Source organism: Bacillus sp. BS98, assembly GCF_008432245.1.
Lineage (GTDB): Bacteria > Bacillota > Bacilli > Bacillales > Bacillaceae_G > Bacillus_A > Bacillus_A toyonensis.
Genome location: NZ_CP043830.1, coordinates 4,676,924 through 4,703,885 on the forward strand (window position 1 = coordinate 4,676,924; position 26,962 = coordinate 4,703,885).

The 26,962-nt window shown below is 37.8% G+C and carries 30 protein-coding genes; 11 read left to right on the top strand and 19 right to left on the bottom strand.

All coding sequences use genetic code 11. The features are described from left to right. Positions 1-34: 34 nt before the first annotated feature. Positions 35-1,036, bottom strand: coding sequence for a spore coat putative kinase YutH (gene yutH / locus F0362_RS24475; protein WP_000614220.1), 1,002 nt, complete (start codon positions 1,034-1,036; stop codon positions 35-37). Between the two features lie 120 nt (positions 1,037-1,156). On the opposite strand from yutH, the gene F0362_RS24480 reads away from it, so the two are divergent. Next, positions 1,157-1,648: a phosphatidylglycerophosphatase A family protein gene (locus tag F0362_RS24480; RefSeq protein WP_000665097.1), complete on the top strand. Its 492-nt coding sequence runs from the start codon at positions 1,157-1,159 to the stop codon at positions 1,646-1,648. Positions 1,649-1,674: 26 nt separating this feature from the next. Here F0362_RS24480 and F0362_RS24485 read toward each other — a convergent pair whose 3' ends face one another. From F0362_RS24485 to F0362_RS24500, 3 genes are all read right to left on the bottom strand, one after another. Beyond that, positions 1,675-2,154, bottom strand: a complete 480-nt coding sequence (locus F0362_RS24485; protein ID WP_000351182.1) for a GNAT family N-acetyltransferase — start codon at positions 2,152-2,154, stop codon at positions 1,675-1,677. Between the two features lie 507 nt (positions 2,155-2,661). Beyond that, positions 2,662-5,235 (bottom strand): FtsX-like permease family protein, encoded by a 2,574-nt coding sequence (locus tag F0362_RS24495; RefSeq protein WP_001267743.1) that lies wholly within the window; start codon positions 5,233-5,235, stop codon positions 2,662-2,664. Next, complete coding sequence (locus F0362_RS24500) at positions 5,219-6,007, bottom strand: ABC transporter ATP-binding protein (protein ID WP_001021168.1); 789 nt, start codon at positions 6,005-6,007, stop codon at positions 5,219-5,221. Before F0362_RS24500 ends, F0362_RS24495 begins: the two co-directional genes overlap by 17 nt. 286 nt (positions 6,008-6,293) lie before the next feature. Here F0362_RS24500 and F0362_RS24505 point away from each other — a divergent pair, with 286 nt between their 5' ends. Continuing rightward, positions 6,294-6,875 (top strand): NAD(P)H-dependent oxidoreductase, encoded by a 582-nt coding sequence (locus F0362_RS24505; protein WP_000683404.1) that lies wholly within the window; start codon positions 6,294-6,296, stop codon positions 6,873-6,875. A 34-nt stretch (positions 6,876-6,909) separates the two neighbouring features. Here the strand turns inward: F0362_RS24505 and F0362_RS24510 are convergent, their stop codons facing one another. The 4 genes from F0362_RS24510 to F0362_RS24525 form a co-directional block, all read right to left on the bottom strand. Next, the gene (locus tag F0362_RS24510; protein WP_000289891.1) at positions 6,910-7,440 is read right to left on the bottom strand and encodes a hypothetical protein; all 531 of its coding nucleotides are present in this window, start codon (positions 7,438-7,440) and stop codon (positions 6,910-6,912) included. Between the two features lie 115 nt (positions 7,441-7,555). Then, on the bottom strand, positions 7,556-8,320 hold the full coding sequence (locus F0362_RS24515; protein ID WP_000276473.1) for a TIGR01457 family HAD-type hydrolase: 765 nt from the start codon (positions 8,318-8,320) through the stop codon (positions 7,556-7,558). Positions 8,321-8,428: 108 nt separating this feature from the next. Further along, positions 8,429-9,061, bottom strand: coding sequence for a helix-turn-helix transcriptional regulator (locus F0362_RS24520; protein WP_000503334.1), 633 nt, complete (start codon positions 9,059-9,061; stop codon positions 8,429-8,431). An 86-nt stretch (positions 9,062-9,147) separates the two neighbouring features. After that, positions 9,148-9,588: a DUF86 domain-containing protein gene (locus F0362_RS24525; RefSeq protein ID WP_000273998.1), complete on the bottom strand. Its 441-nt coding sequence runs from the start codon at positions 9,586-9,588 to the stop codon at positions 9,148-9,150. Between the two features lie 147 nt (positions 9,589-9,735). Here F0362_RS24525 and glpX point away from each other — a divergent pair, with 147 nt between their 5' ends. The 4 genes from glpX to F0362_RS24545 all read left to right on the top strand — a co-directional run bounded on the left by glpX (position 9,736) and on the right by F0362_RS24545 (position 12,394). Further along, positions 9,736-10,707 (top strand): class II fructose-bisphosphatase, encoded by a 972-nt coding sequence (gene glpX / locus F0362_RS24530; RefSeq protein ID WP_000439085.1) that lies wholly within the window; start codon positions 9,736-9,738, stop codon positions 10,705-10,707. A gap of 16 nt (positions 10,708-10,723) precedes the next feature. Then, positions 10,724-10,990: a DUF3055 domain-containing protein gene (locus F0362_RS24535; RefSeq protein ID WP_000392613.1), complete on the top strand. Its 267-nt coding sequence runs from the start codon at positions 10,724-10,726 to the stop codon at positions 10,988-10,990. A 373-nt stretch (positions 10,991-11,363) separates the two neighbouring features. Beyond that, positions 11,364-11,861 (top strand): hypothetical protein, encoded by a 498-nt coding sequence (locus F0362_RS24540; RefSeq protein WP_001174592.1) that lies wholly within the window; start codon positions 11,364-11,366, stop codon positions 11,859-11,861. An 11-nt stretch (positions 11,862-11,872) separates the two neighbouring features. Continuing rightward, on the top strand, positions 11,873-12,394 hold the full coding sequence (locus tag F0362_RS24545) for a GNAT family N-acetyltransferase (RefSeq protein WP_000935789.1): 522 nt from the start codon (positions 11,873-11,875) through the stop codon (positions 12,392-12,394). Between the two features lie 10 nt (positions 12,395-12,404). Here F0362_RS24545 and F0362_RS24550 read toward each other — a convergent pair whose 3' ends face one another. Then, positions 12,405-12,707 carry a YutD family protein gene (locus F0362_RS24550; protein WP_000435941.1) on the bottom strand — a complete coding sequence of 101 codons (303 nt, stop codon included), beginning with the start codon at positions 12,705-12,707 and terminating at the stop codon, positions 12,405-12,407. A 118-nt stretch (positions 12,708-12,825) separates the two neighbouring features. Between F0362_RS24550 and F0362_RS24555 the strand changes: the two genes are divergently transcribed. Then, positions 12,826-13,404, top strand: a complete 579-nt coding sequence (locus tag F0362_RS24555) for a YhcN/YlaJ family sporulation lipoprotein (RefSeq protein WP_000744137.1) — start codon at positions 12,826-12,828, stop codon at positions 13,402-13,404. A gap of 34 nt (positions 13,405-13,438) precedes the next feature. Here F0362_RS24555 and F0362_RS24560 read toward each other — a convergent pair whose 3' ends face one another. Continuing rightward, on the bottom strand, positions 13,439-14,173 hold the full coding sequence (locus F0362_RS24560) for a MerR family transcriptional regulator (protein WP_000178763.1): 735 nt from the start codon (positions 14,171-14,173) through the stop codon (positions 13,439-13,441). A 182-nt stretch (positions 14,174-14,355) separates the two neighbouring features. Between F0362_RS24560 and F0362_RS24565 the strand changes: the two genes are divergently transcribed. Next, positions 14,356-15,171, top strand: coding sequence for a YhfC family intramembrane metalloprotease (locus F0362_RS24565; protein ID WP_002039875.1), 816 nt, complete (start codon positions 14,356-14,358; stop codon positions 15,169-15,171). A 152-nt stretch (positions 15,172-15,323) separates the two neighbouring features. On the opposite strand, the gene F0362_RS24570 is transcribed toward F0362_RS24565, so the two are convergent. After that, entirely contained in the window at positions 15,324-15,764 is a 441-nt protein-coding gene (locus F0362_RS24570; RefSeq protein ID WP_002104427.1) for a hypothetical protein, read from the bottom strand. 140 nt (positions 15,765-15,904) lie between these two features. Here F0362_RS24570 and F0362_RS24575 point away from each other — a divergent pair, with 140 nt between their 5' ends. Both F0362_RS24575 and F0362_RS24580 read left to right on the top strand, forming a co-directional pair. After that, positions 15,905-16,459, top strand: coding sequence for a histidine phosphatase family protein (locus F0362_RS24575; protein WP_001033547.1), 555 nt, complete (start codon positions 15,905-15,907; stop codon positions 16,457-16,459). Positions 16,460-16,533: 74 nt separating this feature from the next. Further along, positions 16,534-17,013 carry a YbaK/EbsC family protein gene (locus F0362_RS24580; RefSeq protein WP_000272757.1) on the top strand — a complete coding sequence of 160 codons (480 nt, stop codon included), beginning with the start codon at positions 16,534-16,536 and terminating at the stop codon, positions 17,011-17,013. A gap of 20 nt (positions 17,014-17,033) precedes the next feature. Here the strand turns inward: F0362_RS24580 and lipA are convergent, their stop codons facing one another. After that, positions 17,034-17,930, bottom strand: coding sequence for a lipoyl synthase (lipA, locus tag F0362_RS24585; RefSeq protein ID WP_000166369.1), 897 nt, complete (start codon positions 17,928-17,930; stop codon positions 17,034-17,036). A 189-nt stretch (positions 17,931-18,119) separates the two neighbouring features. Between lipA and F0362_RS24590 the strand changes: the two genes are divergently transcribed. Continuing rightward, positions 18,120-19,103 (top strand): M23 family metallopeptidase, encoded by a 984-nt coding sequence (locus F0362_RS24590; protein ID WP_000944667.1) that lies wholly within the window; start codon positions 18,120-18,122, stop codon positions 19,101-19,103. Between the two features lie 153 nt (positions 19,104-19,256). Here F0362_RS24590 and yunB read toward each other — a convergent pair whose 3' ends face one another. The 7 genes from yunB to sufD all read right to left on the bottom strand — a co-directional run bounded on the left by yunB (position 19,257) and on the right by sufD (position 26,954). Then, entirely contained in the window at positions 19,257-19,988 is a 732-nt protein-coding gene (gene yunB, locus F0362_RS24595; protein ID WP_002093086.1) for a sporulation protein YunB, read from the bottom strand. A 54-nt stretch (positions 19,989-20,042) separates the two neighbouring features. Next, positions 20,043-20,345 carry a YunC family protein gene (locus F0362_RS24600; RefSeq protein WP_000248471.1) on the bottom strand — a complete coding sequence of 101 codons (303 nt, stop codon included), beginning with the start codon at positions 20,343-20,345 and terminating at the stop codon, positions 20,043-20,045. Positions 20,346-20,409: 64 nt separating this feature from the next. Next, the gene (locus F0362_RS24605; protein ID WP_199804721.1) at positions 20,410-21,825 is read right to left on the bottom strand and encodes a bifunctional metallophosphatase/5'-nucleotidase; all 1,416 of its coding nucleotides are present in this window, start codon (positions 21,823-21,825) and stop codon (positions 20,410-20,412) included. Positions 21,826-22,574: 749 nt separating this feature from the next. Further along, on the bottom strand, positions 22,575-23,972 hold the full coding sequence (gene sufB, locus F0362_RS24615) for a Fe-S cluster assembly protein SufB (protein WP_001118824.1): 1,398 nt from the start codon (positions 23,970-23,972) through the stop codon (positions 22,575-22,577). A gap of 48 nt (positions 23,973-24,020) precedes the next feature. Next, positions 24,021-24,452 (bottom strand): Fe-S cluster assembly sulfur transfer protein SufU, encoded by a 432-nt coding sequence (gene sufU, locus F0362_RS24620; RefSeq protein WP_000009525.1) that lies wholly within the window; start codon positions 24,450-24,452, stop codon positions 24,021-24,023. Next, on the bottom strand, positions 24,442-25,662 hold the full coding sequence (sufS, locus tag F0362_RS24625) for a cysteine desulfurase SufS (protein WP_061530580.1): 1,221 nt from the start codon (positions 25,660-25,662) through the stop codon (positions 24,442-24,444). The genes sufU and sufS overlap by 11 nt, the downstream gene beginning before the upstream one ends. Continuing rightward, a complete protein-coding gene (gene sufD / locus F0362_RS24630; protein WP_000152176.1) occupies positions 25,662-26,954 on the bottom strand; it encodes a Fe-S cluster assembly protein SufD in 1,293 nt (430 codons plus the stop codon). Before sufD ends, sufS begins: the two co-directional genes overlap by 1 nt. Positions 26,955-26,962: the final 8 nt, after the last annotated feature.

Sequence of the window (26,962 nt, forward strand, 5' to 3'; positions counted from 1 at the left end):
AAAAGAGACCTCAATCGGTCTCTTTTTTATACTTTTAAGATAGCCAATCTAATTTTCTAATCCCTAACTTATCAATTGGCAAACGAAGTGATCCATAAAAATTCCTCATAAATTGCTCAGAGCGGTTCACATCATGTAAAATAGCTTCTAAGCGATCTCTATATATACTTTTTTGTTCTTCGTTCCCAGTTTGATAATATCGTTCGACCGTTTCAAAATAGTGGAGCGGGAACAGGAGCCTTGCAAATAATAAGCGCCAACCAAATGAGGATAGCGAATAATTGCGTTCATAATCTGTAACAAATTGAACGATTGTTTGCTCCCAGTCTTTCTTCTTTTCAATCATCATATAGCGAATCAATTCTGCTATATCTCGAGTGGGATGATCATACACCCACTCAAAAGGAAGTTTTAGACGCTTCGTTTGATGCCATAATAAAGGTGTAAATCGCTCCTGGCAAATTGTTGCCGCATCGGTCATTTGTGGCGTATCATCCATCTCTGTATCGACAACATACTGAATTGCATTTTCCGCAACTCCTAAATAATACGGGAAGGATTCGATAAACAATTGATCGAATACGTCTGTAGGGTGGTTCATCACTTGTGATTGCCAAAATTTCTCTAATTGATCGAGCCTTTTTTCCCATAACGCTTTCCATTCACCAATGCGGCTTAATTGCTCAATTTCTTCTGGAAAGAATGCACCTCGTTTATGGAATATAGAAAGCTCACTTCCTAATGACATAGCATGTCGTTCTAACGTGCGCATACCTTTTAATAAGCAGTAATTTTGTTCTTCTATCTCACTTACATAGTAGCCGTGTATAGTCGGAACGAAAGTCGCTACAGTCATATCCCCTTGCTGGTTCATATAGTCACTGAGCTTTTTCATCTCTACAAGTACTTCTTCCTCCATTTCTCCAATTGGAACAAGTACATAAATTTTGTTGCGAATCCAAAAGCTTTTATAGGGGCCAAGGGGGATTAATTCTTTAACATGCATGTGATAATGCTCATAAATATGCTGAATCATCGCAGTCGCCACCTATGGTTTTTCTTTATATATATGAGCTTGTGCTCGCCTTTCATTCCTATGCACATGATAAAGCAACGAAACGTATACAAATACTAAAAAGAAAAAAAGGTGATAAACATGAAAGAATCAAATCAACTACAAGAAAGAGCATTACAACTATTACAAGAACGCGGTGTAACAATTGACGATATTGCTGAACTTGTTCATTTTCTTCAAAAAAAATATCATCCAAATTTAGAGATGTCAGAATGCCGTTATAACGTTGAGCGTGTATTATCAAAACGTGAAGTACAAAACGCACTAATTACTGGTATCGAACTCGATGTCCTTGCTGAAAAAGGAATGTTAAGTGCGCCGTTACAAGATATCGTAAAACGTGATGAAGGCTTATACGGAATTGATGAAGTTATCGCACTTTCTATCGTTAACGTGTACGGCTCTATCGGTTTCACGAACTTTGGATATATCGATAAATTAAAACCTGGTATTTTAGAATACTTAAATGATAAATCAACTGGCAAAGTGCATACATTCCTTGATGATATCGTTGGCGGAATCGCTGCCGCTGCTTCAAGCCGTTTAGCGCACCGAGCTGATCACTCGGAATAATAATAATGCTTTCTAGACCGTCAGTTTTATGCTGACGGTCTTTCATATTCCATGAGCATAAATTCTCTTCCGCGGCTCAAAAAGATAGGTCCTTGCTGAAAACCTATATTTTTATATAGCGTAATTGCTCTTGTATTAAATGTTGCTACACTTAATCGAAACATTTTTGCATTAAACTCTTTCGTGGCAAACGCTATTCCAGCTTTGAAAAATTCTTTCCCCATTCCTTTCCCTGTTAACGCCGGCTTCATACCAAGTCCGATATCAATCAGATTTTCTCCACCATATAAATTAGCATCTCTTCCCCCTGGTACTTGTGCATTTTCCCCAAAACAAAAATAGCCGATGAACTCTCCTTGATCGTCACAACAGCCATAATACGTTCCATCTAATAGCTCTTCTATCACTTCTTTCTCGCCTGAAAAACTATATAAATTATATGGTTCCTCGTACGTCCACGTATTTATCTCATTTGCTTCTTCTACCGTTAACTTATGTATATCCATCCTTCTCTCTCCTTATCAATTGTTCTATATACTCATTCATTCTCCGCACCTTATTTCCCTCTAATTGAAATATGCAGAATTGCATGCACACAAACATTACACAAATGGTACAATTTATTTGAATCGCTGTTGCTACACTTCTTGATTAAAGAAAAGGCGTTAAAACGGAAATTAGCGTCTTATCGAACTCAAGCAATTGACACATTTTGTCATCATAAAAGACACTCGAAAGAGTGTCTTTTTTCTATATTTCATAAGGACTTACTCATTCCCCAAAATAAACGCATAAAATAATGTAACTCTTTACACGCATGAATCCCTTTCTAAAAGTTGTGAAGTACGTTACGGGAGATTCAAAATAAAAAGCACTCTGACTAGAGTGCTTTTCACTTTAAAACAAGGAGGTTACATATATGGATAGTACTCTCGTATTTAACTTCGGTATTGGTATTGTCATCATTTTATTTGTCTTCTTTGTTCTTTGTATGAGCGGGGTATAGCAATCTTTTATGCCGATAATTCCTTTAAAGTATCACTTAATTTGAACTTTCTTAATTGTAATGAAGCAATCATCGCTGCCCCTGCTCCAAGCACCACACTAGCAAAAGCTAATATGCAAACTTGATTATACGGAATAATAATAACCGTTAACTCTAAGCTTGATAACACGATATAGCTAAACAAAATCCCACCAAAAATGCCGATACAACCAGCTATCGCTCCAAGTAAAGTTCCCTCTAATAAAACGATCCGTCTCATTTGCTTCGGAATAGCTCCTACCGCACGAATCATACTAATTTCAGCACGTCTTTCATGTAAACTTGAGACAATCGCATTCATTAACCCTATACCAGAAATAATGAAAACAATTACAACTAACAAGCGAATTAACATCATCATTTGCGATAATAACTGCTCTTGTTCTTTCAATAAATCATAACTGTTTATAACTTCTACATTCTCTTTATTCTTTGTAATTTCTTTTACTTGCTTCTTAATCGCTTCAAATGATTGATTAGAATTAGTCATAATTTGAATTGCTTCATATCCTTGTACGTGAAACTTATCGCGAGCCCATTGTTCATTTACGAAAACATCTGATCCTCTTAACCTTAATCCTTGCTCAATAATCGAAACGACTTTAATCGTTTGTTTTTCTTTTCCCTTTCCTTGTACTTCAAACGTATCATGCAACTGAAGCCCTAATTTTTTAGCCGTTTCCTTCGTAATGACTCCCTCACCATCTTGTAATGGCTTATTTAAATCTTTTCCTTCAATCACCTTCGCTCTCGTTACTTTTTGATACGCGACAATATCATTTCCCACAACTTCCATCAAGTCAGGTTCAAAATCATTTTTCCTCGCATGTTCATACCACTCTTGATTCGCTTTTTTAAAGTCATAATTCACAAGCTTTGCTGTAAAGTCTGTAGCATTCCCAACACTCGCCTCTACACCGTCAATTTTTCTAACCTTCTCCATCCAACTAAACGGTAATGTTTCTATTCCTTGCGACTCTACCGGAATTCTTACTACTAAGTCCGCTGGTAAATGTTTTTGTAATCCTTTTTTCATACCTTCATACATAGAATTTACATACATCGTTCCAACAAGTGCTAACATAAAACCAAATGCTAATATAGCAACGGACACAGCCGCCTTATTTCGATAACGAATGACATTTCGGCTACTAATCGTCGTTTCAATTCGTAATATCATTTGAAGTGGTTTTGCAATCACTGGTGCTATCATCCGAATAAATAACGGAATCGCAAATAACAAACCGACCGCAAATAACAGCGCACCTATCGCACTTGGATTAAAACCGATATACCGCTCTAATACGTTACCCGTTAGTCCAATAACAGTACCAATAATTAAAATGCTACCACTAAAAGCACTCCACCTTTTTTCTTTTTTCTCATTACTAGGAAGACCTGGCCTAAGCGCTTGAACTGGTGGAATCTTTCTAACCATAAAGGCTGGTATAATAGCCCCTATAATAGACATAACAATTCCTAGTAAAAACGTAATGAGTAAAATCTCGCCTGAAATCGAGAATGATTCTTTCCCTGCCCCCTCAATATTCACCCATTTATTAATAAATGATGCAGCGATTGTTTGCGTACCTGCTCCAAGAATAACTCCTGCTAGCGATCCGATTGCCCCAATACATAAAGCCTCTAATAAGACGACTAATATAATTTGATTTGGATTACTACCGAGTGCACGTAATAATGCCCATTGCTTAAATCGACTTCTGACAGATAAGAAGAAACTTCCCATTATTAAAAGAGCTACAACAAATAAGGCAATACCACCTAAACTAAAAATTAATGGCTTCATTACATTTAGTCGTTCAAATGCCTTATCTACATAAGTACGTTGGTCCACCTTTATATTTTCTATCTTCTTATTTACATCAAGAGCAATCGCTCTCTTCACATTTACATCGGCTGTTTTCACTTGAACGAGATTGAACTGATTTAGTAGATTTAATTCTTTTTGAAGCCAATGGATGGGAAAATAAGCCCCATGCCCCATTGCCGCCATTAACGGTGGATTTAAAATACCGACGACTTTCACAGTCTTTTCTCCATGCTGTGGGAATGGCAGTTTAATTGTATCTCCCACCCGTATATTTTCACGGTCTGTATACCCTTTTGTTAGTGCTACTTCAGCCCCTTCTTTCGGATATCGACCTTCAAATATTTTATAAGAATGTATTTCTGGAGAATCTTGCTCAACACCCCAATAGGACGGTTTCCCCGATAACTCTTTATAGTGTGGGAAAGGATATGGTATAAGTACTTTTGATATTTTTTCAGCATTTTCTAAGCCATCTATTCCTTTTAAACTTTCATTATTTAAATACATATCATTTTTTATATAGCCAAATTGTAAATTATAATCTCCATACCGACTTACTACTTGTTCCTTCACACTTTGCTCTACTGATTGATTGCCTAGCAATAACATCGTCGCTAACATAACACCTAAAGCTGCACCGAGGGCAATCAATATATTTCGCAACCAATTTTGTTTCATCGATTTTACCGCATACTTAATTACCCATCGCATCACCTTTACCTCCTACTTTAAAGTGACGATTCATAATCTCTTGAATGTGGATAACTTGTTGCGGGATATTTCGAAATTTCCATCCTTTACTTTCAGCATGCTCATGAATCACCTCACCATCTAATAAGAAAACGACTTTATCAGCATGGGCCGCTACGAACGGATCGTGCGTTACAATGACAGCTGTTTGCCCTAATTCATCACATGCATTGCGAAGTGCCGCAATAATATTTTTGCTGTTTTCTGAATCTAATGCCCCTGTTGGTTCATCTGCTAATATAATAGCCGGCTCATTTGCAAAGGCTCTTGCTATCGCAACCCTTTGCTGTTGCCCACCTGATAACTGTGCTGGTAAATGCTTTTCTTTTCCTTTCAATCCAACGAGCTCTAATAAACGATTTGCTGTCACCGTTGCCTTCTTTTGCGAAACATTATCTAATAATAAAGGCAACCCTACATTTTCCTCCGCATTAAACACTGGAATTAAATTAAACTGTTGAAAAATAAAACCGATTTTATGCCTTCTAAATAAAGCGAGCTCTTTTTCTTTTAATGTTGAAATCTCCGTACCATCAACTCGAATACTACCTACTGACGGAATATCTAATCCACCTAACAGCTGAAGTAAGGTCGTTTTCCCCGATCCACTTGCCCCCATAATACAAACAAAATCTCCTTTTTGAATTTGAAGATTAATATCTTTTAAGATCTTTACTTTACTATCTCCAATATCAAACGATTTTTCTAACCCTTCAATTTCAATAATATTCATCCCGATATCCCCTTCTCTCTCTATTTACCAATCTATATATTCTATTCAAAAATGCAAAATCCCTACTATTTTGTATTTTTTTGTCACATACTAACATTTATATTAACCGGCATTAAGTGCCCGATTAGTGTAAGCAAATAATCAGTGCGGGATGGATAGCCCCCACCGATTAAAATTTCACTCTATTTCTCACGTCAGAAAAGTTGATTCTCGCAACGAAAGTAACCATAATAGTTACACGAATATATAAAAACTATTCACATATCCACAAGTAGGAGGAAGAACAATGAAACATGTAATCGTTTATGCACACCCGAATACAGAAAGCTTTAACCATGCAATTTTAGAAACTGTAAAAGGTGAATTAGAAGGAAAAGGCCATGAAGTACACGTTCGTGATTTATACGAATTAAACTTCAATCCAGTATTAGGTGCTTCCGATTTCATCTCATTTTCCCAAGGAAACACACCAGAAGATATTAAAGAAGAACAAAAGCATATCACTTGGGCTGATAGTATTACATTCATTTACCCAGTTTGGTGGGCAGGTCTTCCTGCTATTTTAAAAGGATACGTTGACCGTGTATTTAGCCACGGCTTCGCTTATGCTTACGGTGAAAATGGTATTGAAAAGTTATTAAGCAGTAAAAAAGGATTGTTATTATCTACGATGGGAAATTCGGAAGAAGTATACACAGCAGGCGGTATGTTTGATGCAATGAAAAAAACAGCAGATGTTGGTATTTTTGAATTTACAGGCATTGAAACACTTGAGCATACATTCTATACAAGTGTTCCTTCTGTGGATGACAGTGTGCGTAAACAATATCTTGAAGAGGTTAAAGATGTTGTGAATCGTGCATTTTAATAAAAAAAACTCCGGCTTTAACAACCGGAGTTTTTCATTTCATCATTAATTTCGGAATATACCTTTGAAGAATGCTTTCTAATTCATTCATATCTTCCTGTCTAATAAGTAAATTCACATTGTCATTCATTTTTTCTCGCCCGCGATATAAAAATATATTTTCTTTTGGATTTTCCCATGTTGATGTTTTATAGCCTTTCAATTCTTCGTATGAATAAAAGTTTAATCCGTCTACTACACCTTTTTCATATATTTTTACACTTTTAATAAGATGGGTCGCTATTAAAGTCATAAAACAACTTGCTACAGCATAACTACCTGACTGAATGAGAAACTGTTCAAGTGTGCCAATATCACCACTTACGTATTGAGCATATATATACATACATTGTCCGATAAAGTACGCTGGTCCAAGTAAGGCAATCCAACGTCGTTTCACCCGAGGATATGCTGCAATAAGCTTTCCCGCGCTTTTTTTCATTTCATTTATTTTATATATCTTCCATAGAATAAAAAACAAAACACATAATGTAAAAACAAACATAATACATGACATCCAGTACATTCTTATTCTCTCCCCCTTACATCATTACATTTAAATTTTACATTTTATATACTTATAGTACATATGCAATTATGCATAAAAAAACAGGTAACCTCTTCCGGTTACCTGCATTTCATTACATCTTCTCAATCCACTCCGTCAAGTTATGCACAACTTGCGTCGGTTGAACTTCGTATTCTGTTAACTTCTCCACAGTTGTGACTCCAGTGTGGACAAGAAGGGTATGCATACCAGCATTTACTCCCGCTAAAATGTCCGTATCGTAGTTATCCCCAACCATTAATGCCTCATCTTTTCCTATGCCAAGCACTTTTAACGCTTGTTCCATAATGATTGATTCTGGTTTTCCGATAAAGATTGGCTCCACACCTGTTGATACTGTAACAACTGATGTTAATGAACCGTTACCTGGTAATAATCCACGCTCAGTTGGAATAGCAATATCTCCATTTGTAGAAATAAACGTTGCACCATTACGTACAGCAAGACATGCTTTTGCTAATTTTTCATATGTGATGTCGCGATCTAAACCAACAACAACGAAATCAGGGTTTTCATCCACAAGTTCAAATCCTTTTTCCACAAGAGCATCATGTAAGCCTTCTTCACCAATCATGTATACAGTTGCATCTTGTTTACGTTCATAAATGAAATTCGCTGTCGCCATACTCGTTGTGAATACTTGCTCTGCTTTCGCTGGAATATCGAAACGAACAAGTTTTTCTGCAACTTGTTCTGGTTTACGAGTTGAGTTATTCGTAACGAATAAATACGGAATGCCACGCTCTCCTAATGCTTTCACGAAGTCGCTTGCTTCTTCAATTTGTTCTTCACCACGATACATCGTACCGTCTAAGTCAATTAGATAACCTTTATACATCTATTATGTCTCTCCTTCTATGCTAGAGTTCTCATCTATCATACCACTCTTATATTACCCCCTTTTCCAAAAGAAAAAAACGCTTTACCTTAAAGCGCCCCAGAACGTTCATTTTTTCTCTTTTACTTGGTAAGAACAACTACAATCACCCTCGCACATGTTTGCTAGCGTATTTACATCTGCATTCGCAAATAAACGCTTATACATCTCTTTTTCATCTGCACATACTTGCGGGAATCTCTCTGCAATTTCCTTTAACGGACAGTTTTGCTTTTCAATTACGAAAGAGTTCTCTCCATCTCTCTTTATTTGAACCATATAACCATTTTTCTCTTGCATTGCTGCTACCTCTTGCACTTTATATGCTAAGTTCTTTTGATTACTGATTCTCTTTTGCAATTTTTCTTCCATTCGCTTCGTTCTTTCTTTCAAAACGTAACGAAGTATTTTTTCATCGCCCATTCGAGCTAAATCTTCTAGCATATCAATCGCAAATTGCTTATATTCTTTCGGGAATGTATCTTCTCCCTTTTCACTTAACCCGTACAAATAAGTTGGTCTTCCGACATGTTGCCTGACCATCTTAGAATAAATGAACCCATCTTTCTCAAGATTACTTAAATGTCTTCGGATCGCCATTTCTGTAATCTCTAAAACGTCAGCTAATTCTGCTACCGTATGCTCTCCCTTTACTTTCAACAATTGGACAATCTCGTCTTTCGTAGTGCGTGCTTCCCCCATGCTTTACCCTTCTCCCTTTTCCCTTTTCTTTCTCACATACAATATAAGATCCCCAAAAGGTATTCCCGGGGATCTCATAAGCATAATTATTCTGGTACAAATGCAGATACAGGCCCTAATTCCTTCTCTAAATAACTGCGAATATTTGCTGGGTAGTTCTCTACCACTGCAATATGTTTTTGAATCGTCTTATATAATTCATCATGATTCATTTGAATATAATCTTGCGTAAGCATTTTTCGAAGAAGGATAACTTCTTTCATTCCTTGTCCTTCTTCTGCACTTATCACTCGCTCATCCATTAAAATATCGATAATATCTTCATAGCTTCCTGGATCGCGCATAATAAATCCATCAATCATCGCATTCCCTACATCTAATACAGTATCAATCATAAGATGGGCTATGCGCTCTAATGCATAAAATTCAAACTCGGTTTCATATATCTTCTTCTCTTGAAATGTATTTGTTGCTCGTTCTAAACATACTAGCATTTGTTCTATTTTTTTTCTGTCTACGAAGTACATTCATGTCACCTACCTGGAAATTAAAGCATTTACATTTTAATTGTAACGCTTTCTTCTGAAAAAATCGACAATTTTTCGAATTCACCTTTTCTCCGTTATTTGTTATAGTTATATTTGTATGATTTTTGAAATTGGAGGAATGAAATCTTGGAACGTGAACTCGCACTAGAAATTGTCCGTGTAACAGAAGCAGCAGCATTAGCATCCGCACAGTGGATGGGCCGCGGAAAGAAAAATGAAGCAGATGATGCAGCAACTACAGCTATGCGTGATATGTTCGATTCAGTAAACATGGCAGGTACAGTTGTAATTGGTGAAGGAGAACTTGATGAAGCACCGATGTTATATATTGGTGAAGAACTAGGAACAGGTAACGGTCCAGAAGTAGATATAGCCGTTGATCCATTAGAAGGTACAAACATCGTTGCAAAAGGTCTTGCAAATGCAATGGCAGTTATCGCAATCGCAGATAAAGGAAACCTTCTTCACGCTCCTGATATGTACATGGAAAAAATCGCGGTTGGTCCAAAAGCAGCTGGTAAAATTAGCTTAGATGATCCAATTGAAAAAACAATTGAAATTGTAGCAGAAGCTAACAATAAAAAGATTCGTGATCTAACAGTTATCATTCAAGAACGTGAACGTCATCAAGATATTATTGACCGTGTTCGTGCAAAAGGGGCTCGCGTGAAATTATTTGGTGATGGCGATGTTGGTGCATCAATCGCAACAGCACTACCTGGAACAGGTATCGACTTATTCGTAGGTGTTGGCGGAGCTCCAGAAGGCGTTATTTCTGCAGCAGCATTAAAATGCCTTGAAGGTGAAATGCAAGCTCGCTTAGTTCCAATGAACGAAGAAGAAGAAGCTCGTTGTCGTGAAATGGGATTAGAAGATCCTCGTCAACTTCTTATGTTAGATGACTTAGTATCTGGTGATGATGCAATCTTCTCAGCAACAGGTGTTTCTGCTGGTGAGTTATTAGACGGCGTGAAATTCCTAGGCGGAGATTTAGCTGAAACATATTCTATCGTTATGCGTTACAAAACAAGAACAGTACGTTTCATTAAAACGCATCACCATTTAGATCATAAACCACACTTAAACTTAGATATTTAATAAAGGAGCCATGTGTATGGAAGAACGTTTCTTTCTGTACGACGATACTGTCGCTACAAAAACTCGTTTCGTTAGCTTTATGGGAGAAAATGAGCGTCATGATTTAGCGCTTTTATACTCCGATCGTCATTACGGTAAAACAATTGTCCTTGATATGCAGAGCAATAAATTTGCAATCATCGGTCCTGACGATTTAAACGAACCAGGCTACTTAGAGCACGCATTTTCTATGACTGAAGAAATTGCAGAAGAATTACGCTCATTTTTATTTGAACTTATATAACTTATCTCAAACACCAGCTATTTTAGCTGGTGTTTTTTCACTGTAATTATTTTGAATTTTCAATCTCTCGTGGTATACTTATGTACAAATCTATTTGGATAGAAAGGACGTTATCTACGTATGCCAACATTTACTTTGTAATGGACCAGCAATTGGATAGCATTACTCTCAAAAAAGCACCGTGCTTTTTCAAGGGAGTAGTCTGCCCATTCCCATTACAAAGGAACGTAACGCATCTGTAGTATGATGTTTACGGAGGTTCCTCTTTGGGGAACCTCCTTTTATTTTTGTCTACTTCTCATGTCTTCATACTACAAGACATCCAAATAGCTGTATTACGTTCCTTTACCACTACTATAAGAGGTGAAGGAAAATGCAGAAAGTACAACTTTCTTGGAGTTTATATGAAAATCAGCAAAACACAATCGAAAAATATTGTAAAAATTGCGGACGTAATACCCTATTTACTGATACGAATATTCGCAGGCATAACGCCAATGGAAAAAACATATACCGCTTTGCCATTTATAAATGCCCGAACGATCATACGTGGAATCAAAAACTGCGCATTTATAAATCATTTACTGATCATGTGGAAACAATCGATATGATTCAGCAAGACCAAACAGAAACGACTACTACCATTTCTATGACACAACATAAAGAAAGTGGCATAGTTGAAATCACGATTGTATTAGACATCGTTTTTGGCTCCCACCGAATTGATAAAGTGTTATCCACATATATTTCAGATTGGAGCCGTACTACCATTGTGGATAAAATTAAAAGTGGGGATATTCAATTGAACGGACAACAAATGAAACCAAATAAACAACTCTCTGAAGGCGATTATATTTCAATTTGTTTATAAGGAGGTGCCTCATGCTAAACGTGAGAAAAGGTACGATGGATTTATTAGAAGGATTAGATAGAATGTATACAGAATGTAAAAAAGCGCTCTTACAAAATCAAATTTACCAATGGGATGATTCTTATCCAGCTCGAGAACATATTTCCTATCACTTAGAACAAGATGAACTCTATTGCTTGTTTGAGGATGATTCACTCGTTGGTGCTGTCGTGTTAAACGAGTGGCAGTCTCCCGAATATAAACGAATTGATTGGTCAGAAACAGACGGACGCTTTCTTATCGTCCACTCTTTCGTTATCCATCCTCTCTCGCAAGGAAAAGGATATAGTAAAGTACTTTTATCTTTTTGGGAAAGTGAAGCAAGACGGAAAGGTTACAATGGCATACGCCTAGATTGCTTTACTCGCAATCCGGTTTCATTAAGTCTATATGAAAAAAACGATTATATTTGCCGAGGTGCTGTTTATTTTGAAAGTAAACAGCCTCCTCACAACTGGTATAATTGCTATGAAAAAATCCTCTTACAATCGTAAGAGGATTTTTTTATTTCTTCACTTTTCGTAATACGAAGTGTGCACAACCGAAGTTACAGTACTCGTATAAATACTCTGATAAAGTACTAATTTTCGTATCATATGTCGCACGTTGGTTACTATCATCAAAGAATCCGCGCAATCTAAGTTGCTCATATCCCCAGTCTCCAACGATATAATCATATTTATTTAAAATTTCTGCATAGCGCTCTTTAAATGCTTCTTCACTAAAACCGTCACGAAAGTTTTTAATTACTTCGTACTGAACATTATTAATGCTCACCGTAGCATGAATTTCTTGCTTTTGCTCCATCATTAACTTCCTCTCTAAGCATTCTTCTTTTTATCGTATCACAAAGCATAACAACCAACAATTTCAAATACAAAAAATTGCAAATTAGTACATGCTATGGAGAAGGAGGTGATACATCGTGAAAAAACAAATTTTACTTTCCCTTCTCACTCTTTCCCTATTTGCAGGCTGCCAATCAACGAATAAAGCCGAAATGGAACGTGAGGAAGGAAGCCGTGTTCTTGTTTCCAACAAAAACGACATGTATCATACGGAAAATACAAATACACGATTAACGAGAGTCGGTTATTCATCTAAACAAAAGCATGAAGTATCTAACAAACAAGTAGGGGCCATTAACCGTGAGAAAGTTGCTGAAATGATTACAAGCATGACAGTCAAACTTCCTGACGTTACAAACGCTGCTACGCTCGTTACCGATGATGAAGTATTTGTTGTATACCGTGCAAACACAACGGATCCGAAACTCGTAGCGGATCAAGTATATAAAGCTGCTTTGTCCATCGTTCCTCGCTATTATAAAGCATATGTATCGACAGACCAAAAGTTGATTTCTCAAATTCAAGGACTGCAATCTGGTGCATTAAATGATACAGAATATACGCAAAGCCTCGATATGTTAAAACGGGAAATGAGTAAAAATCCTCATTTGAACAATACAGAGGATCAGACTTTAAATGATATGATTAAAAAGTAAAACAGGTGGAGAAAACCTCCACCTGTTTTACTTTTTATTTTTTATTACGATCCGCATAAACCTCCATCGCATCACACATAAACTGTGCTAACCCTTCGCCAAACTTATCAATATTTTTCGTGAAGCGCTCATCAGCGACGTACATTTGACCGAGTCCCTTGAAGGCTTCTAATGAATATTCACCAAAGTTTTGCAAGTAATCATACCATACTTTAATAGCTTCTTGTGCCTCTTTAGAATCAGGTGCACCATGTCTAAGCGCCGCTAAATTTCTGTAAATAGTATTAAACTCTTCCTGATTCTCTTTTGACATACCTTTTGCATATTCGTTCGCTTTATCTACAGCTGTATCTCCCCATCTTTCACGCGCTTCTTCTTCATATGGGTTATGGCTAAAATCAAATCCTTCAAATTTCTCTTTGTTCGTCATTTCAATCTCTCCTTTTGTATGCTGAATTGTTTTATCAATCGTCGCAATCACCTTATCTAACCTCGCACGTTTTTCAAGAAGCATTTTCTTATGAAGCTGTAATGCTTCTTCGCGATCAAATGACGGACTCATGATAATTTCTTTAATTTTCTTCAAAGGGAAGCCTAGCTCTTTAAAAAATAAAATTTGCTGCAGTGTCTCTAAATTTTCGTCAGAATACAGACGATATCCAGATTCTGTCGTCTCGTCTGGGGTTAACAACCCAATTTCATCGTAATGATGCAGTGTGCGCACACTAATTCCAACTAAATCAGCTACTTCTTTTACTCTCATTGTCATTTGTATCTCCCCCTTAATACATACGATAAAGTATGACGCAACGTTAGAGTCAATAAGTAAATTCATTTTATCCCTCTATTTGCGAGCAGTAATACCCTCACCTCAAAATTCGGGGAATAGACAACACTCCCATTGATTAAAGTTTCAATTTATCTCTAAAAGTTTCATCTCTCCCATATTTCATGCATAATAGATATGTACATATATTAGAAAGCGGTGAAAGTATGGTTTCAAATACTGTAATTGCCAGCATCATTATGCAACTCGTTGTTTCGGTTCTGGTCCCAATTATTGTACTCGTTTATTTCCGTAAAAAATATAATATTAATTGGAAAGTGGTCGGAGTTGGTGTTCTTATCTTTATCGGATTTACCCAAATTCTCGAAACACCATTTCATCTATTTATGCGCGGTAATCCAGCAATCGCTCCATTTTTAGAAAATCCATTTGTCTTCGCACTTTATGGCGGGCTAACTGCTGGTATTTTTGAAGAATTAGGACGCTTCGTTGCCTTCTTCTTCCTACTAAAAAAATATCTAGAATATAAAGATGGCTTTGCTTACGGAATTGGTCACGGCGGGATAGAATCTATTTTAGTTGGCGGATTCTCTGCATTGCAAACTCTTATATTCGCAAATGCTATTAACGATGGTAGCTTCGCTCAAATGGCAGAAAAACTACCTCAATTAAATCTTGTAAAGGACATGTTAATCGAGCAGCCTGCCTATTTTTACTTCCTTGGTAGCGTAGAAAGAATTATGGCACTCGTATTGCAAATTGCCTTTACAATGCTTGTTTTATACGCAGTAAAACAAAAGAAGTACATCTTCCTTGTATATGCTATATTATTCCACGCATTTGTAGACTTTTTCGCAGCACTTTACCAAACAAAAACGATCAACATCTTTGTTGCAGAAGGGATTACTCTTCTACTAACAATTTGTGCTCTCGTTGTGATTCGCAAAATGAAAGTGAAATTAATGAGTGTGCCGGAGTAAAAAATAACCCACCAGTTGGTGGGTTATTTTTTACTCCGCACTAACGGGCAGTAGGACTCTCACCTCAAAGTTCGGCAAATGCAGAGAAGTTAGGCGGGAGATCAACTACCCGATTGGTTCAACTAATAATCAGTGGACAAATCCCCCACTGATTAAAGTTTCACTTTATAAGGATTATCACAATGATGATAACTTTTGCCCTCTTGCAGCTCCCTCTTTGTTTCTGCATCTATAACGATATACTTATGAAACTCTTCTACTTCATTTTGAGTAAAAGAAGCAAAGAAGTACACTTGGCGATCAGGGTGAACAAAAAAATCTTGAAGCACCACTCTACTTCGACAACCGACAGCTGTTTTTTGTAGGAAAGAAAATTCTTCATCAGGCACTTCTTTAAATGAGATTTTTTTACGAACACTATATGCTACATTTTTGTATTCTTTATAAATTTTCTTATCTAACTGTTTATAAAACACATCCTCACTCACAAATGGCTTATTTCGATTACTTGGATAATCTAACTTTTGATTGGATTCTGCATATGTTGTGGATAATTGCATAAGAAAACAAATAATGAATACAATGCACATCATTTTTTCATAGTGACACCTCAATTTTTTTTATCCACATTACTTTTCCACATACTTAAATCGCTAGTCCGTTTCCAAGAAAAAGGAATTTTTTCCACATTTGTCGAAGTATATAGCGTCAACTTGAAAGATGGGGATGAATTATGAATAAAATTATTGTAATACGACATTGTTCCGCAACTGGACAAAAACGTGATGCCGAATTAACGACTGCCGGAAAAAATCAAGCTAATATCCTTGCTACATTCCTTTTAGAAAATCAGATACAAATAGATCATATTATTTCGAGCCCATTTGTCCGAGCTATCGATTCTATTCGGCCCTATGCGCTCCAAGCTAACCTATCTATCGAAGAGGATGAACGATTAGCTGAACGTATATTAAGCAACGTTCCGATGGATGATTGGATGCCAAAACTAGAATCTACTTTTACAAACATAGATATTGCCTTTTCAGGCGGAGAGTCAACAAAACAAGCGACGGACCGTGCTATATCGCTTATCCAAGACGTTTTAAAATTAAACCATACTACAACACTACTCGTTACACATGGAAACTTACTTACACTCATTTTAAAGCACTTTGATCATACGATCGGCTTTAATGAATGGAGAACTTTAACGAATCCTGATGTTTACGAAATTACAATTGGTGAACAAAGTATCATAAAGCGATTATGGGAAGCATCGTCCAAGTAGTATCCCTTTCCAAAACACTCAGTTGACGCCACGAGAAGAGACTGTATTAACAATAGAGAGGGGTATCATTCCATATGTATGAAGATGTACTTTCTTTACTACATAAAACAAATATTTCTTATGAAAAGTTTGAACACGAGCCAGTGCTTGATTATGAGACAGATCGTATCGTGCGTGAAAGACTCGGTTTGCAAGGTACTCCAAGTAAAAGCTTATTTTTAAAATCAAAATCCGGAGATTATTTCGTATTTTTTACGTTAGAGGGTACTCGGCTCGACCGAGGAGAAATGAAAGAAATAACAGGAGAAAGCTTATCACTTTGCTCTCCACATGAGTTACGAGAAAAAACTGGTTGCACCCCTGGCTGTGTAGCTCCTTTCGGTTATTCACAAGATGTAACGATTATTGTGGATAGTTCCATTTATACGTACGATAAAATTTTGATTACACCTGGTGTACCCGAATTTACAATTGAATTATCCACAGAGGAATTAAAAAAAATTGTATTCACATGCCCAAATACTGTTTTAGAGTACAAACAAAAAGAGAGCTAATGGTTAGCTCTCTTTTTTCATTATTTGGCTTCTGCTGTTTTTTCTTTTGCAGAACGTACTTGCTCGTCCGCATGATAAGAAGAACGTACAAGTGGGCCAGCTTCACAGTGGCTAAATCCTTTGCTAAGTGCAATTTCTTTAAGCTCTGCAAATTCTGCTGGTGGGTAATATTTAAGAACTGGTAAATGCTTCTTAGATGGTTGTAGGTATTGCCCAAGAGTTAAAATATCCACATTGTTTGCACGTAAGTCATCCATTGCTTCAATTAAATCTTCTCTCGTTTCACCTAAGCCCACCATAATGCTCGATTTAGTTGGAATATCAGGCTGCATTTCTTTCGCTCGACGTAAAAACTCTAATGAACGATCATATTTTGCTCTAGCGCGAACTCGGTCAGATAATCGACGTACTGTTTCAATGTTATGGTTTAAAATATCTGGTTTTGCATCCATTAACATTTTTAAGTTTTCTTCTACTCCACCCATATCAGATGGTAATACTTCGATAGACGTGAATGGGTTTTTACGACGTACTGCTCGTACTGTTTCAGCAAAAACAGCTGCTCCCCCGTCCTTTAAATCATCACGTGCAACCGCTGTTATAACGACGTGCTTTAAGCCCATTTGTACTACTGAATCTGCTACGCGTTCTGGTTCTTGTAAATCAAGCTCAGTTGGTAAGCCTGTTTTAACCGCACAAAAACGACAAGCACGTGTACAAACCGCACCTAAAATCATAAATGTTGCTGTTTTTCTTACAGCCCAGCATTCATGAATATTCGGACATTTTGCCTCTTCACAAACGGTATGAAGATTTTTAGAACGCATCATTTTCTTTAAGCCTGTATAGTTTTCATTCGTGTTTAACTTAATTTTCAACCATTCGGGCTTGCGCTTATATTCTGTTTGTTTTGTCATGGTTATCAACTCCGCACAATATGAAATAGTTTACCGTGTTCGCTTCTTTCAATGTAACATATCTATTCTAACGTATGAAAGCGATTTGCTCAAATGAAGATTCTAAGATTTTTTCCAATCGTTCCCTATAATGAAATACTCCGTATATCCCACACTAAAAAGAGTGATGTTGTGAAAGGAGTCTATTTCATGCTTCGAAAAATTTCTCTTTTGCTTTCAATTTGCTTTCTTCTCCACCAAAACATCGCTTACGGTGAAGATAATCAGCAAAGCATATACGAAAAGCGCATGGCACTATATAAAGAAACCGAGCAGTCTTCAGGCATTCCGTGGTATTACTTAGCTGCAATGGATCAATATGAAAGAAATATACGGAGCGTAAGAAAAGATATTCCGAAAAAACCAGATGCCATCATTTCCCTTTATTTCAAACCAGAAATATGGGCTGGACCTATTAATAGTAACGATACTCTCCCCCATACAATTTCTCTATTTGGCGGAATAGGTTTAGATGGTGACAAAGATGGATTTGCAAATGCAAGTAGCGACCGTGATCTTCTGCATACCGCAGCGACTATTTTAAGGAAACAAGGAACGTCAGAAGACCGTATTAAAATTATGCTCTGGGAATATTATAGACGTGCAAAAACAGTTGATTTAATTAGTGAATACGCCCGAATTTATAAACATTATGGACGTATTAATTTAGAAGGAAATGCTTTTCCTCTCCCAATTCGCAGTGACCATAGCTACCGTAGTACTTTCGGCGCTGGAAGAAGTTTTGGAGGAAGAAGAGTTCATGAAGGAACCGATATTTTTGCAGGATATGGTGTACCAGTAAGATCGACTTGCTATGGCATTATTGAGACAAAAGGATGGAACCGTCTTGGTGGATGGCGTATCGGCATTCGCGATCTGCATAATAATTACCATTATTACGCACATTTAGGCGGGTTCTCAAAAGAAATACAGCTTGGACAAATTGTTGAGCCAGGAAAAGTAATCGGATTTGTTGGTAGCACCGGTTATGGACCTCCTGGTACAGCCGGAAAATTTCCGCCCCACTTACATTTTGGCATGTATAAAGACAATGGCTATACAGAATGGGCCTTCGATCCATACATGCATTTAAGCTTGTGGGAACGCAAAGAACGAGCAAATACAAAACGATAACCGTAGCAGATTGCTACGGTTATTTTTTATCCCGCTATTTGCCCGGCAGTAAGATCCCTACCTCAAAATTCAGCGAAAGCAAAGGCGTTCGGTCGGTTGGGGATCAACTGCCCGTAAAAGCCCCCCACTGATTAAAGTTTCACTTTATATTCGCTAACTATCCGTTTTCTTTTTATCCGGTACAACAACGCCACCGCTTCCATAATAAGTAGGCACTTCTCCTTGAACAATGCGCGTTGCAATCGGAACATCTTGTTTCACTTTTATTTCTTTCGTATGAAATGGAATAATCACTTGCAACGTTACTTCCATCTCCATAACAATTTGAATCGCTGTATTATTAATCCCATGCGGCTCAATTTTTTGTTTAATATCCGTGTTTACATGACCGATTGTCGTGAAATCAATCGGAATATCTGGCCCCAGATGTCCGAGAAGCACATTATCCGTTACACGACCAAAAGGAACTGCCATAGTCGCCCCGTTTTTTTCAGAAATACCTAGCTCCTTCAAATTCCCTTGTTCTACTTGCTGTAAATATTTTTCTATGTATGTGGTCGTTGATGTTACGATTTCATTTACTTGCTTTGTATTTAAATTAATTGTAGATACTCTTCCGTTCCGATCCGTTTGTACTTTCATTAATGAATCGACGTCGAATCCTTCATTAATTCTATCCTTTACCGCCTTCGTCATGACTGCTGTCGCCATTTTATGCGTCTCTACTTCCCCATATTTCATTAACGTTGGCTGAATGCTGTTATTCACAATCCATAATCCTTGCATTAGTAATATCACAAAAAGAATAAACGACATAAGCAGTATGTACCGAAAGGAAATAGGTCCCCTTCGAAACCGCGAATTTTTCGAACGAAATATGCTCATAAAAAAACCTCCTTCTTATATCATTTCTATGCAAGAAGGAGGGACGATATATGCTTATCTCATTTTTAATAACGCTTCTTTTCCAATCGTTCCTACTGGAATACCTAACGCTTCCGCTCCAGTCGTTACGGATTCTAACGGTGCTTCAAGAAGTTGTTCAATGGTTCTTACACCAACCGCACGGCCAGCAATAATTCCCCGATCACCTAACTTCTCATTTAAAAGACCTACATCTAATGCACCACACATAATATATCCTGTATCGCTCATTACGGCTAGCAAATTTGTCTTTGGAAGTTTTACACTAACCGCAATAAACGTATAATTATCGATTATAATTGGCTCCACATTAACCATAGTTCACACTCCTCTCTTTCTTATCTGTATGACAAGAGAAAAATGAGTGTTACAAGTAACTAGCCTATAGTTTGACGGAAGATGTATGAGTTATCAACACGTCTGTTAACACATCTCTAAGTAGTTCCGGCATATAATATTGTTTGTCAGAAAGTGTGGATAGCTCTGGGTATAAGTATCCGAATGTAAACATATCAATCGTTCCAACCGTATATATACGATCTAATTCCAGCGATTCCCCGTTAATCAATACATCTTCGAGTAAAATTTTATTCCCAGGAGTCGTATCTGGAATGACTTCTACACCAGCGTAAATCATTTTCCCCATCACTTTTCCTCGAAATCCGAATCCTTTCACCTCAAGATTCTCCATATTCGGGCGGCGTGCTTTCAAGATCACTTCTCTTAATGTTTTTCCTGACACTTTCAACGCACATGGATTAATTGGATGTGGACAAATTCTGTGAATATCTCCGCGCGTCACAACACCTTCTTCTAATCCCTCAAGAAGTACACCAGCGTTCACCATTCCAATCTCTGCACCGCACCACGTTTTCAGCGCATTTGCTAACATGTGCGAAAATGGTGTCTCATGAAACCAATCAACTGGTAATGATTCCTTTAAATGAACGACAGGCTCTGCCATGATATGCTTACTTTCTTCCTGCAGCATTTCAATTGTGGATAACGGTTTACTATAAGCACCTAACCGCTCTGTCTTAATCGCTCTACCGTCCTTCTTCAACAGTCTCTTCGTCTCTTTATCCACAGTAAGCTGCACGTGCCCAACGTAACGGCCCCACTTTTCACAACAACAAAGTAAAGTATTATTCATAAGAACACCGCGCTCAAATAAATGATGCGTATGTGCACCTAAAATAACATCTATATCATAATGCTCCGCCATATACTCATCCATGCTTTTTCCAAGGTGAGATAGGACAACTTTAATATGCGCCTCATCTTTCACTTCTTCTAAAATAGACTCTAAATGCTCGATTGGATCTTCAATGTGCCAGTCTAACATTTGATAAAACTCGGGATATGCTACCGTTAATCCAATAAAAGCAATCGTAATTCCATCTGTCGTTGTATGTAATTTATAAGGCTTTGCCCATGCTGGACGTATACCTTCTTTTTCAAATAAATTCGCGACGAGCACCTCAAATCCAGCATCATCATATAGACGATTCAAATGCTCCTTCGCTAACGTAATTCCTTCATTATTTCCAATCGTTACATAATCATATAACGCCTCATTTAAAAGCTTCGTATTGCCAAGCCCATTCGTCGCTTCCGAAATACTGTGAAAACGATCCACATGATCGCCGATATCAACCGTCAAAGCGGTCTCTCCCGCTTCCTGTCTTCGCTTTTTCTCCCCTTGTACAAACCGATAAATTTGCGGCCAATTTTCAAAATGACTATGTATATCGTTTGTATGATAAAGGTGGATGATTGTTTCTTTATTTATATTCAGGGAAAAAACCTCCTCTCAATTCCTTACTGCCATTTACGCTATACGTACGCAATAATCCTGTAAATACTTTTCGTCTTTTCTTGCTATTTTACATTGTACTCGCATTATGAGAAAAAGCAAAAGATTGTCTTTTTTATATGGAAACTTTTGTTTTTTCTAGTTGGTGTGAAAGGATTTTAGATGGTGAAGTGGGGGATTGGTCAAAAAGTTTAATAGAGAATTCAGTGGGTGGTTGTTCAAGTGGATTTGTCAGTATCTTTGTCTTAAATCTAGTCGTTCTCTGTTCTTATAAAATGTTTGGGGTATGTGAGGTTTTTCTTTTGTCTTACTTTGTCGACAAATCGATATTCCTTGTCGAAACGTTGATATATTGAAATAATCGTTGATATATTCCCATTTATGATCGATATATTTGAAAAATCGTTGATATATTTAGCCGAACACCCACCCGGGTATCTCTTTCCCCATCTCCGATTGGTGAAGGCTTTTACGGGCAGCCCGCCCCCCACCTAACTTCTTTGCTTCCACTGAATTTTGAGGTGGGGGCCTTACTGCCCGTTAATGCGGGATAAATAACAAATAAAAAAGCGCCCTGCACAGCAGGACGCTTTCTTCATACATATATTATCCAGTTCTAGCGGCTAGAATAAGCTGCTTCCACTTTTAAATATTATCCAGCTTCGCCTCCTAGCCCCTCATGTCTAAGAACCTTAGCCAACGGGGCTGAACAGTCGGCTCCGCGTTTCTATTTAACCAATAGAACCTTCCATCTCAAACTTGATTAGGCGGTTCATTTCAACTGCGTATTCCATTGGAAGTTCGCGAGTGAATGGCTCGATGAAGCCCATTACGATCATTTCTGTAGCTTCTTGCTCAGAAATACCGCGGCTCATTAGGTAGAATAATTGTTCTTCTGATACTTTCGATACTTTCGCTTCGTGCTCAAGTGAAACGTAATCGTTTTTTATTTCGTTGTAAGGAATTGTATCAGATGTAGATTGGTTATCCATGATTAACGTGTCACACTCGATGTTAGAGCGAGAGTTTTTCGCTTTTGGTCCGAAGTGTACGATACCACGGTAAGTTACTTTACCACCATGCTTCGCAATCGATTTAGAAACGATTGTTGAAGAAGTGTTTGGTGCTAAGTGAATCATTTTCGCACCAGCATCTTGGTGTTGGCCTTTACCAGCAATCGCGATAGATAACGTTAAACCACGAGCGCCTTCGCCTTTTAAGATAACTGCTGGGTATTTCATCGTTAATTTAGATCCAATGTTACCGTCAATCCATTCCATCGTTGCGTTTTCTTCACAAACCGCACGTTTTGTAACTAGGTTGTATACGTTGTTCGCCCAGTTTTGGATTGTTGTATAACGGCAATATGCATCTTTCTTAATGATGATTTCTACTACCGCACTGTGAAGTGAGTTAGTCGTGTAAACAGGCGCTGTACAACCTTCTACGTAGTGTACGTGTGCGCCTTCGTCTACGATGATAAGCGTACGCTCGAATTGTCCCATATTTTCAGAGTTAATACGGAAATACGCTTGAAGTGGTGTATCAACTTTAATACCTTTTGGAACGTAGATGAATGATCCACCAGACCAAACTGCAGAGTTTAATGCAGAGAATTTGTTGTCTGTTGGTGGGATTACTTTTCCGAAATGCTCACGGAAAATATCTTCGTTCTCTTTTAATGCGCTATCTGTATCTTTGAAGACGATTCCTAGAGCTTCTAGGTCTTCTTTCATGTTGTGGTATACAACTTCAGATTCGTACTGTGCAGATACACCAGCTAAATATTTTTGCTCAGCTTCAGGAATACCTAATTTATCAAATGTCGCTTTAATTTCATCAGGTACTTCATCCCAAGACTTCTCAGATTTCTCAGATGGTTTTACGTAGTACGTAATTTCATCGAAATCTAAGTCATTTAAGTCGCCGCCCCATTGTGGCATTGGCATTTCATAGAACTTATCCAGTGATTTTAAACGGAAGTCTAACATCCACTGTGGTTCTTCTTTCATACGTGAAATCTCTTCAACGATTTCTTTTGTTAAACCGCGTCCAGCACGGAAAATCGAAACGTCTTTGTCTTTGAAACCATATTTGTAATCGCCGATATCTGGCAGTTGCTTCGCCATGTTGGTGTGTCCCTCCTTAGATAACCTCGTTTTTAGGAACCTTTAACATTACTTATCTTCGTTTAAGCCCTTTTCTAACGCTTTCCACGCTAATGTTGCACATTTAATACGTGCAGGGAACTTGCATACGCCTTGTAATGCTTCAATATCTCCTAAATCGATGCTGTCATCGTACTCTTTTCCTAGCATCATATCAGAGAAAATTTTAGAAAGCTGAAGTGCCTCTTCAATTTTCTTACCTTTTACTGCTTGTGTCATCATTGAAGCTGAAGACATTGAGATGGAACATCCTTCTCCTTCAAACTTCGCTTCTTGCACAATACCTTCTTCTACTTTCATCGTAAGTTGAATACGATCGCCGCAAGTTGGATTGTTCAAGTTTACTGTAACACTATCTTCTAGCACGCCATTGTTACGAGGATTCTTATAATGATCCATAATAACTTGACGATATAACGTATCTAAATTATTAAATGACATTTGTGAAATACTCCTTTGTCTTGATTAGCGATTCAACAAATGTATCAATTTCTTCTTTTGTATTATATAAATAGAAGCTCGCACGTGCTGTTGAAGAAGCTTTCAGCCACTTCATAAGCGGTTGTGCACAGTGGTGTCCTGCGCGAACCGCAATACCTTCTACATCTAATACTGTCGCTACATCGTGAGGATGTACGTCTTCAATATTAAATGTAACAAGACCAGCGCGATGCTTTGGACCATAAATTGTAACGCCATCTACTTCTGATAGTCTTTCTAAAGCGTATTGCGCTAATTCATGTTCATGCTTTTCAATATTATGAAGACCGATTTCTTCTAGGAAATCAATTGCCGCACCAAGTCCGATTGCATTACCGATAATCGGTGTACCTGCTTCGAACTTCCACGGAATCTCTTTCCACGTAGATTCTTGTAAGTCTACGAAATCAATCATTTCACCACCAAATTCAATTGGTTCCATATTGTTTAGCAATTCTTTCTTACCATATAATACGCCGACACCTGTTGGTCCGCACATCTTATGAGCAGATAATGCGTAGAAATCACAGTTTAAATCTTGTACATCCACTTTCATATGAGGTGCACTTTGTGCTCCATCAACGATCATGATTGCACCGTTTTCATGTGCGATTGCTCCGATTTCTTTTACAGGGTTAATCGTTCCAAGTACGTTTGACACGTGCATAATAGAAACGATTTTTGTATTCGGTGTAACAGTTTGACGAACATCTTCTAAAGAAATTGTACCGTCTAGTTGAAGCGGAAGGTATTTCAAAGTTGCGCCAGTTTTCTTCGCAACTTGTTGCCACGGAATGATGTTACTATGGTGTTCCATGTAAGAAATAACGATTTCATCGCCTTCTTTTACATTTTCAAGACCATAGCTAGCCGCTACTGTATTTAATGCTGTTGTCGTTCCGCGCGTGAAAATAATCTCTTCCATTGATTTCGCGTTAATAAACTTGCGAACTTTCTCACGTGCACCTTCATACGCGTCAGTAGCTTTCGTACCGAGCGTATGAACACCGCGATGCACGTTAGAATTATATTCTTTATAGTAACGTTCTAACGTTTCAATGACTTGAATTGGTTTTTGAGAAGTTGCTGCACTATCGAAATAAACAAGTTGTTTGCCGTTCACTTTTTGATCAAGAATTGGAAACTGTTTGCGTATTTCATGAATATTCATTAGCGAACTTTCCTTTCAATTACCTCAACAAGCTGTGCTTTTACTCCTTCAATTGGAAGCTCATTTACTACAGGTGCTAAGAATCCATGGATGACTAAACGTTCTGCTTCGCGTTTTGGAATACCACGGCTCATCAAGTAGTATAATTGGTACGGATCTACGCGGCCTACTGAAGCTGCGTGACCTGCCATTACATCATCTTCGTCAATTAAAAGAATTGGGTTTGCATCTCCGCGAGCTTTCTCATCTAACATAAGAACGCGAGAAGATTGTTGTGCATTTGATTTAGATGCACCGTGTTCAATCTTACCAATTCCGTTAAAGATAGATGTTGCACTATCTTTTTGTACACCGTGTTTTAAAATCCAACCTTCAGAGTGTTTACCGAAGTGAACAACTTTAGTTGTAAAGTTTTGTGTTTGGTTACCACGGCCAATTGTTACTGTTTTCGTATCAGCATATGAACCGTCGCCCATTAAGTTCGTAACGTTCTCTGAGATTGTGTTTCCGTCATTCATAAGGCCTAGAGCCCAATCAATGCGGCCGTCGCGTCCTACAATGCCGCGGCGGTTAACGTAAGTTGTTACGTCTTTTGCTAATAAATCAACCGCACCGAATTTCACTTGTGCGCCTTGTTCCACGATTACTTCTGCTACGATATTTGCAATACCTTTAGCATTTTCATTTGCAACATAGTTTTCTACATAAGTTGCAGTACTGTTCGCATCAGCTACGAATAATACGTGGTTATATACGTTAGCTTCTTCGCCGTCTACTAAGAATACAGCTTGAAGTGGAGTTTCAAGAACAACGTTTTTCGGAACATATACGAATGCACCGCCGTTGATTAATGCAGCATGAAGTGCAGTTAGACGATGCTCGTCTACTTTCACGCCGTCTTTCATTAAATACTTTTGTAATAGTTCAGCATGCTCTGTTGCAGCTGTTACGATGTCTGTAAAAATAACACCTTTTTCTTTTGCTTCGTCTGCTAAAGAAACGAACGCAGTTGTACCAGTACGTTGTACTAATACGCTGTTATTTTCATCGATTAAGTTTTTCACTGCTTCTGGAAGCTCTGTTAAAGAACTTACAGGCTCTTGCTTAGCAGCGTCGCCTTTTCCGATAAAGTCCCATTTTTCAATTTTCGTTTTATCAGGCGTTGGCATTGGAAGTTCTGTTGCTTGTGCAAGAGCTTGTAAGCGGAACTCAGTCAACCAAGCAGCTTCGTTTACTTCGCTAGCGCGCTGACGGATTGTTTCTTGATCGAAAGGTAATGTACCGATTGTCATGTTTATGC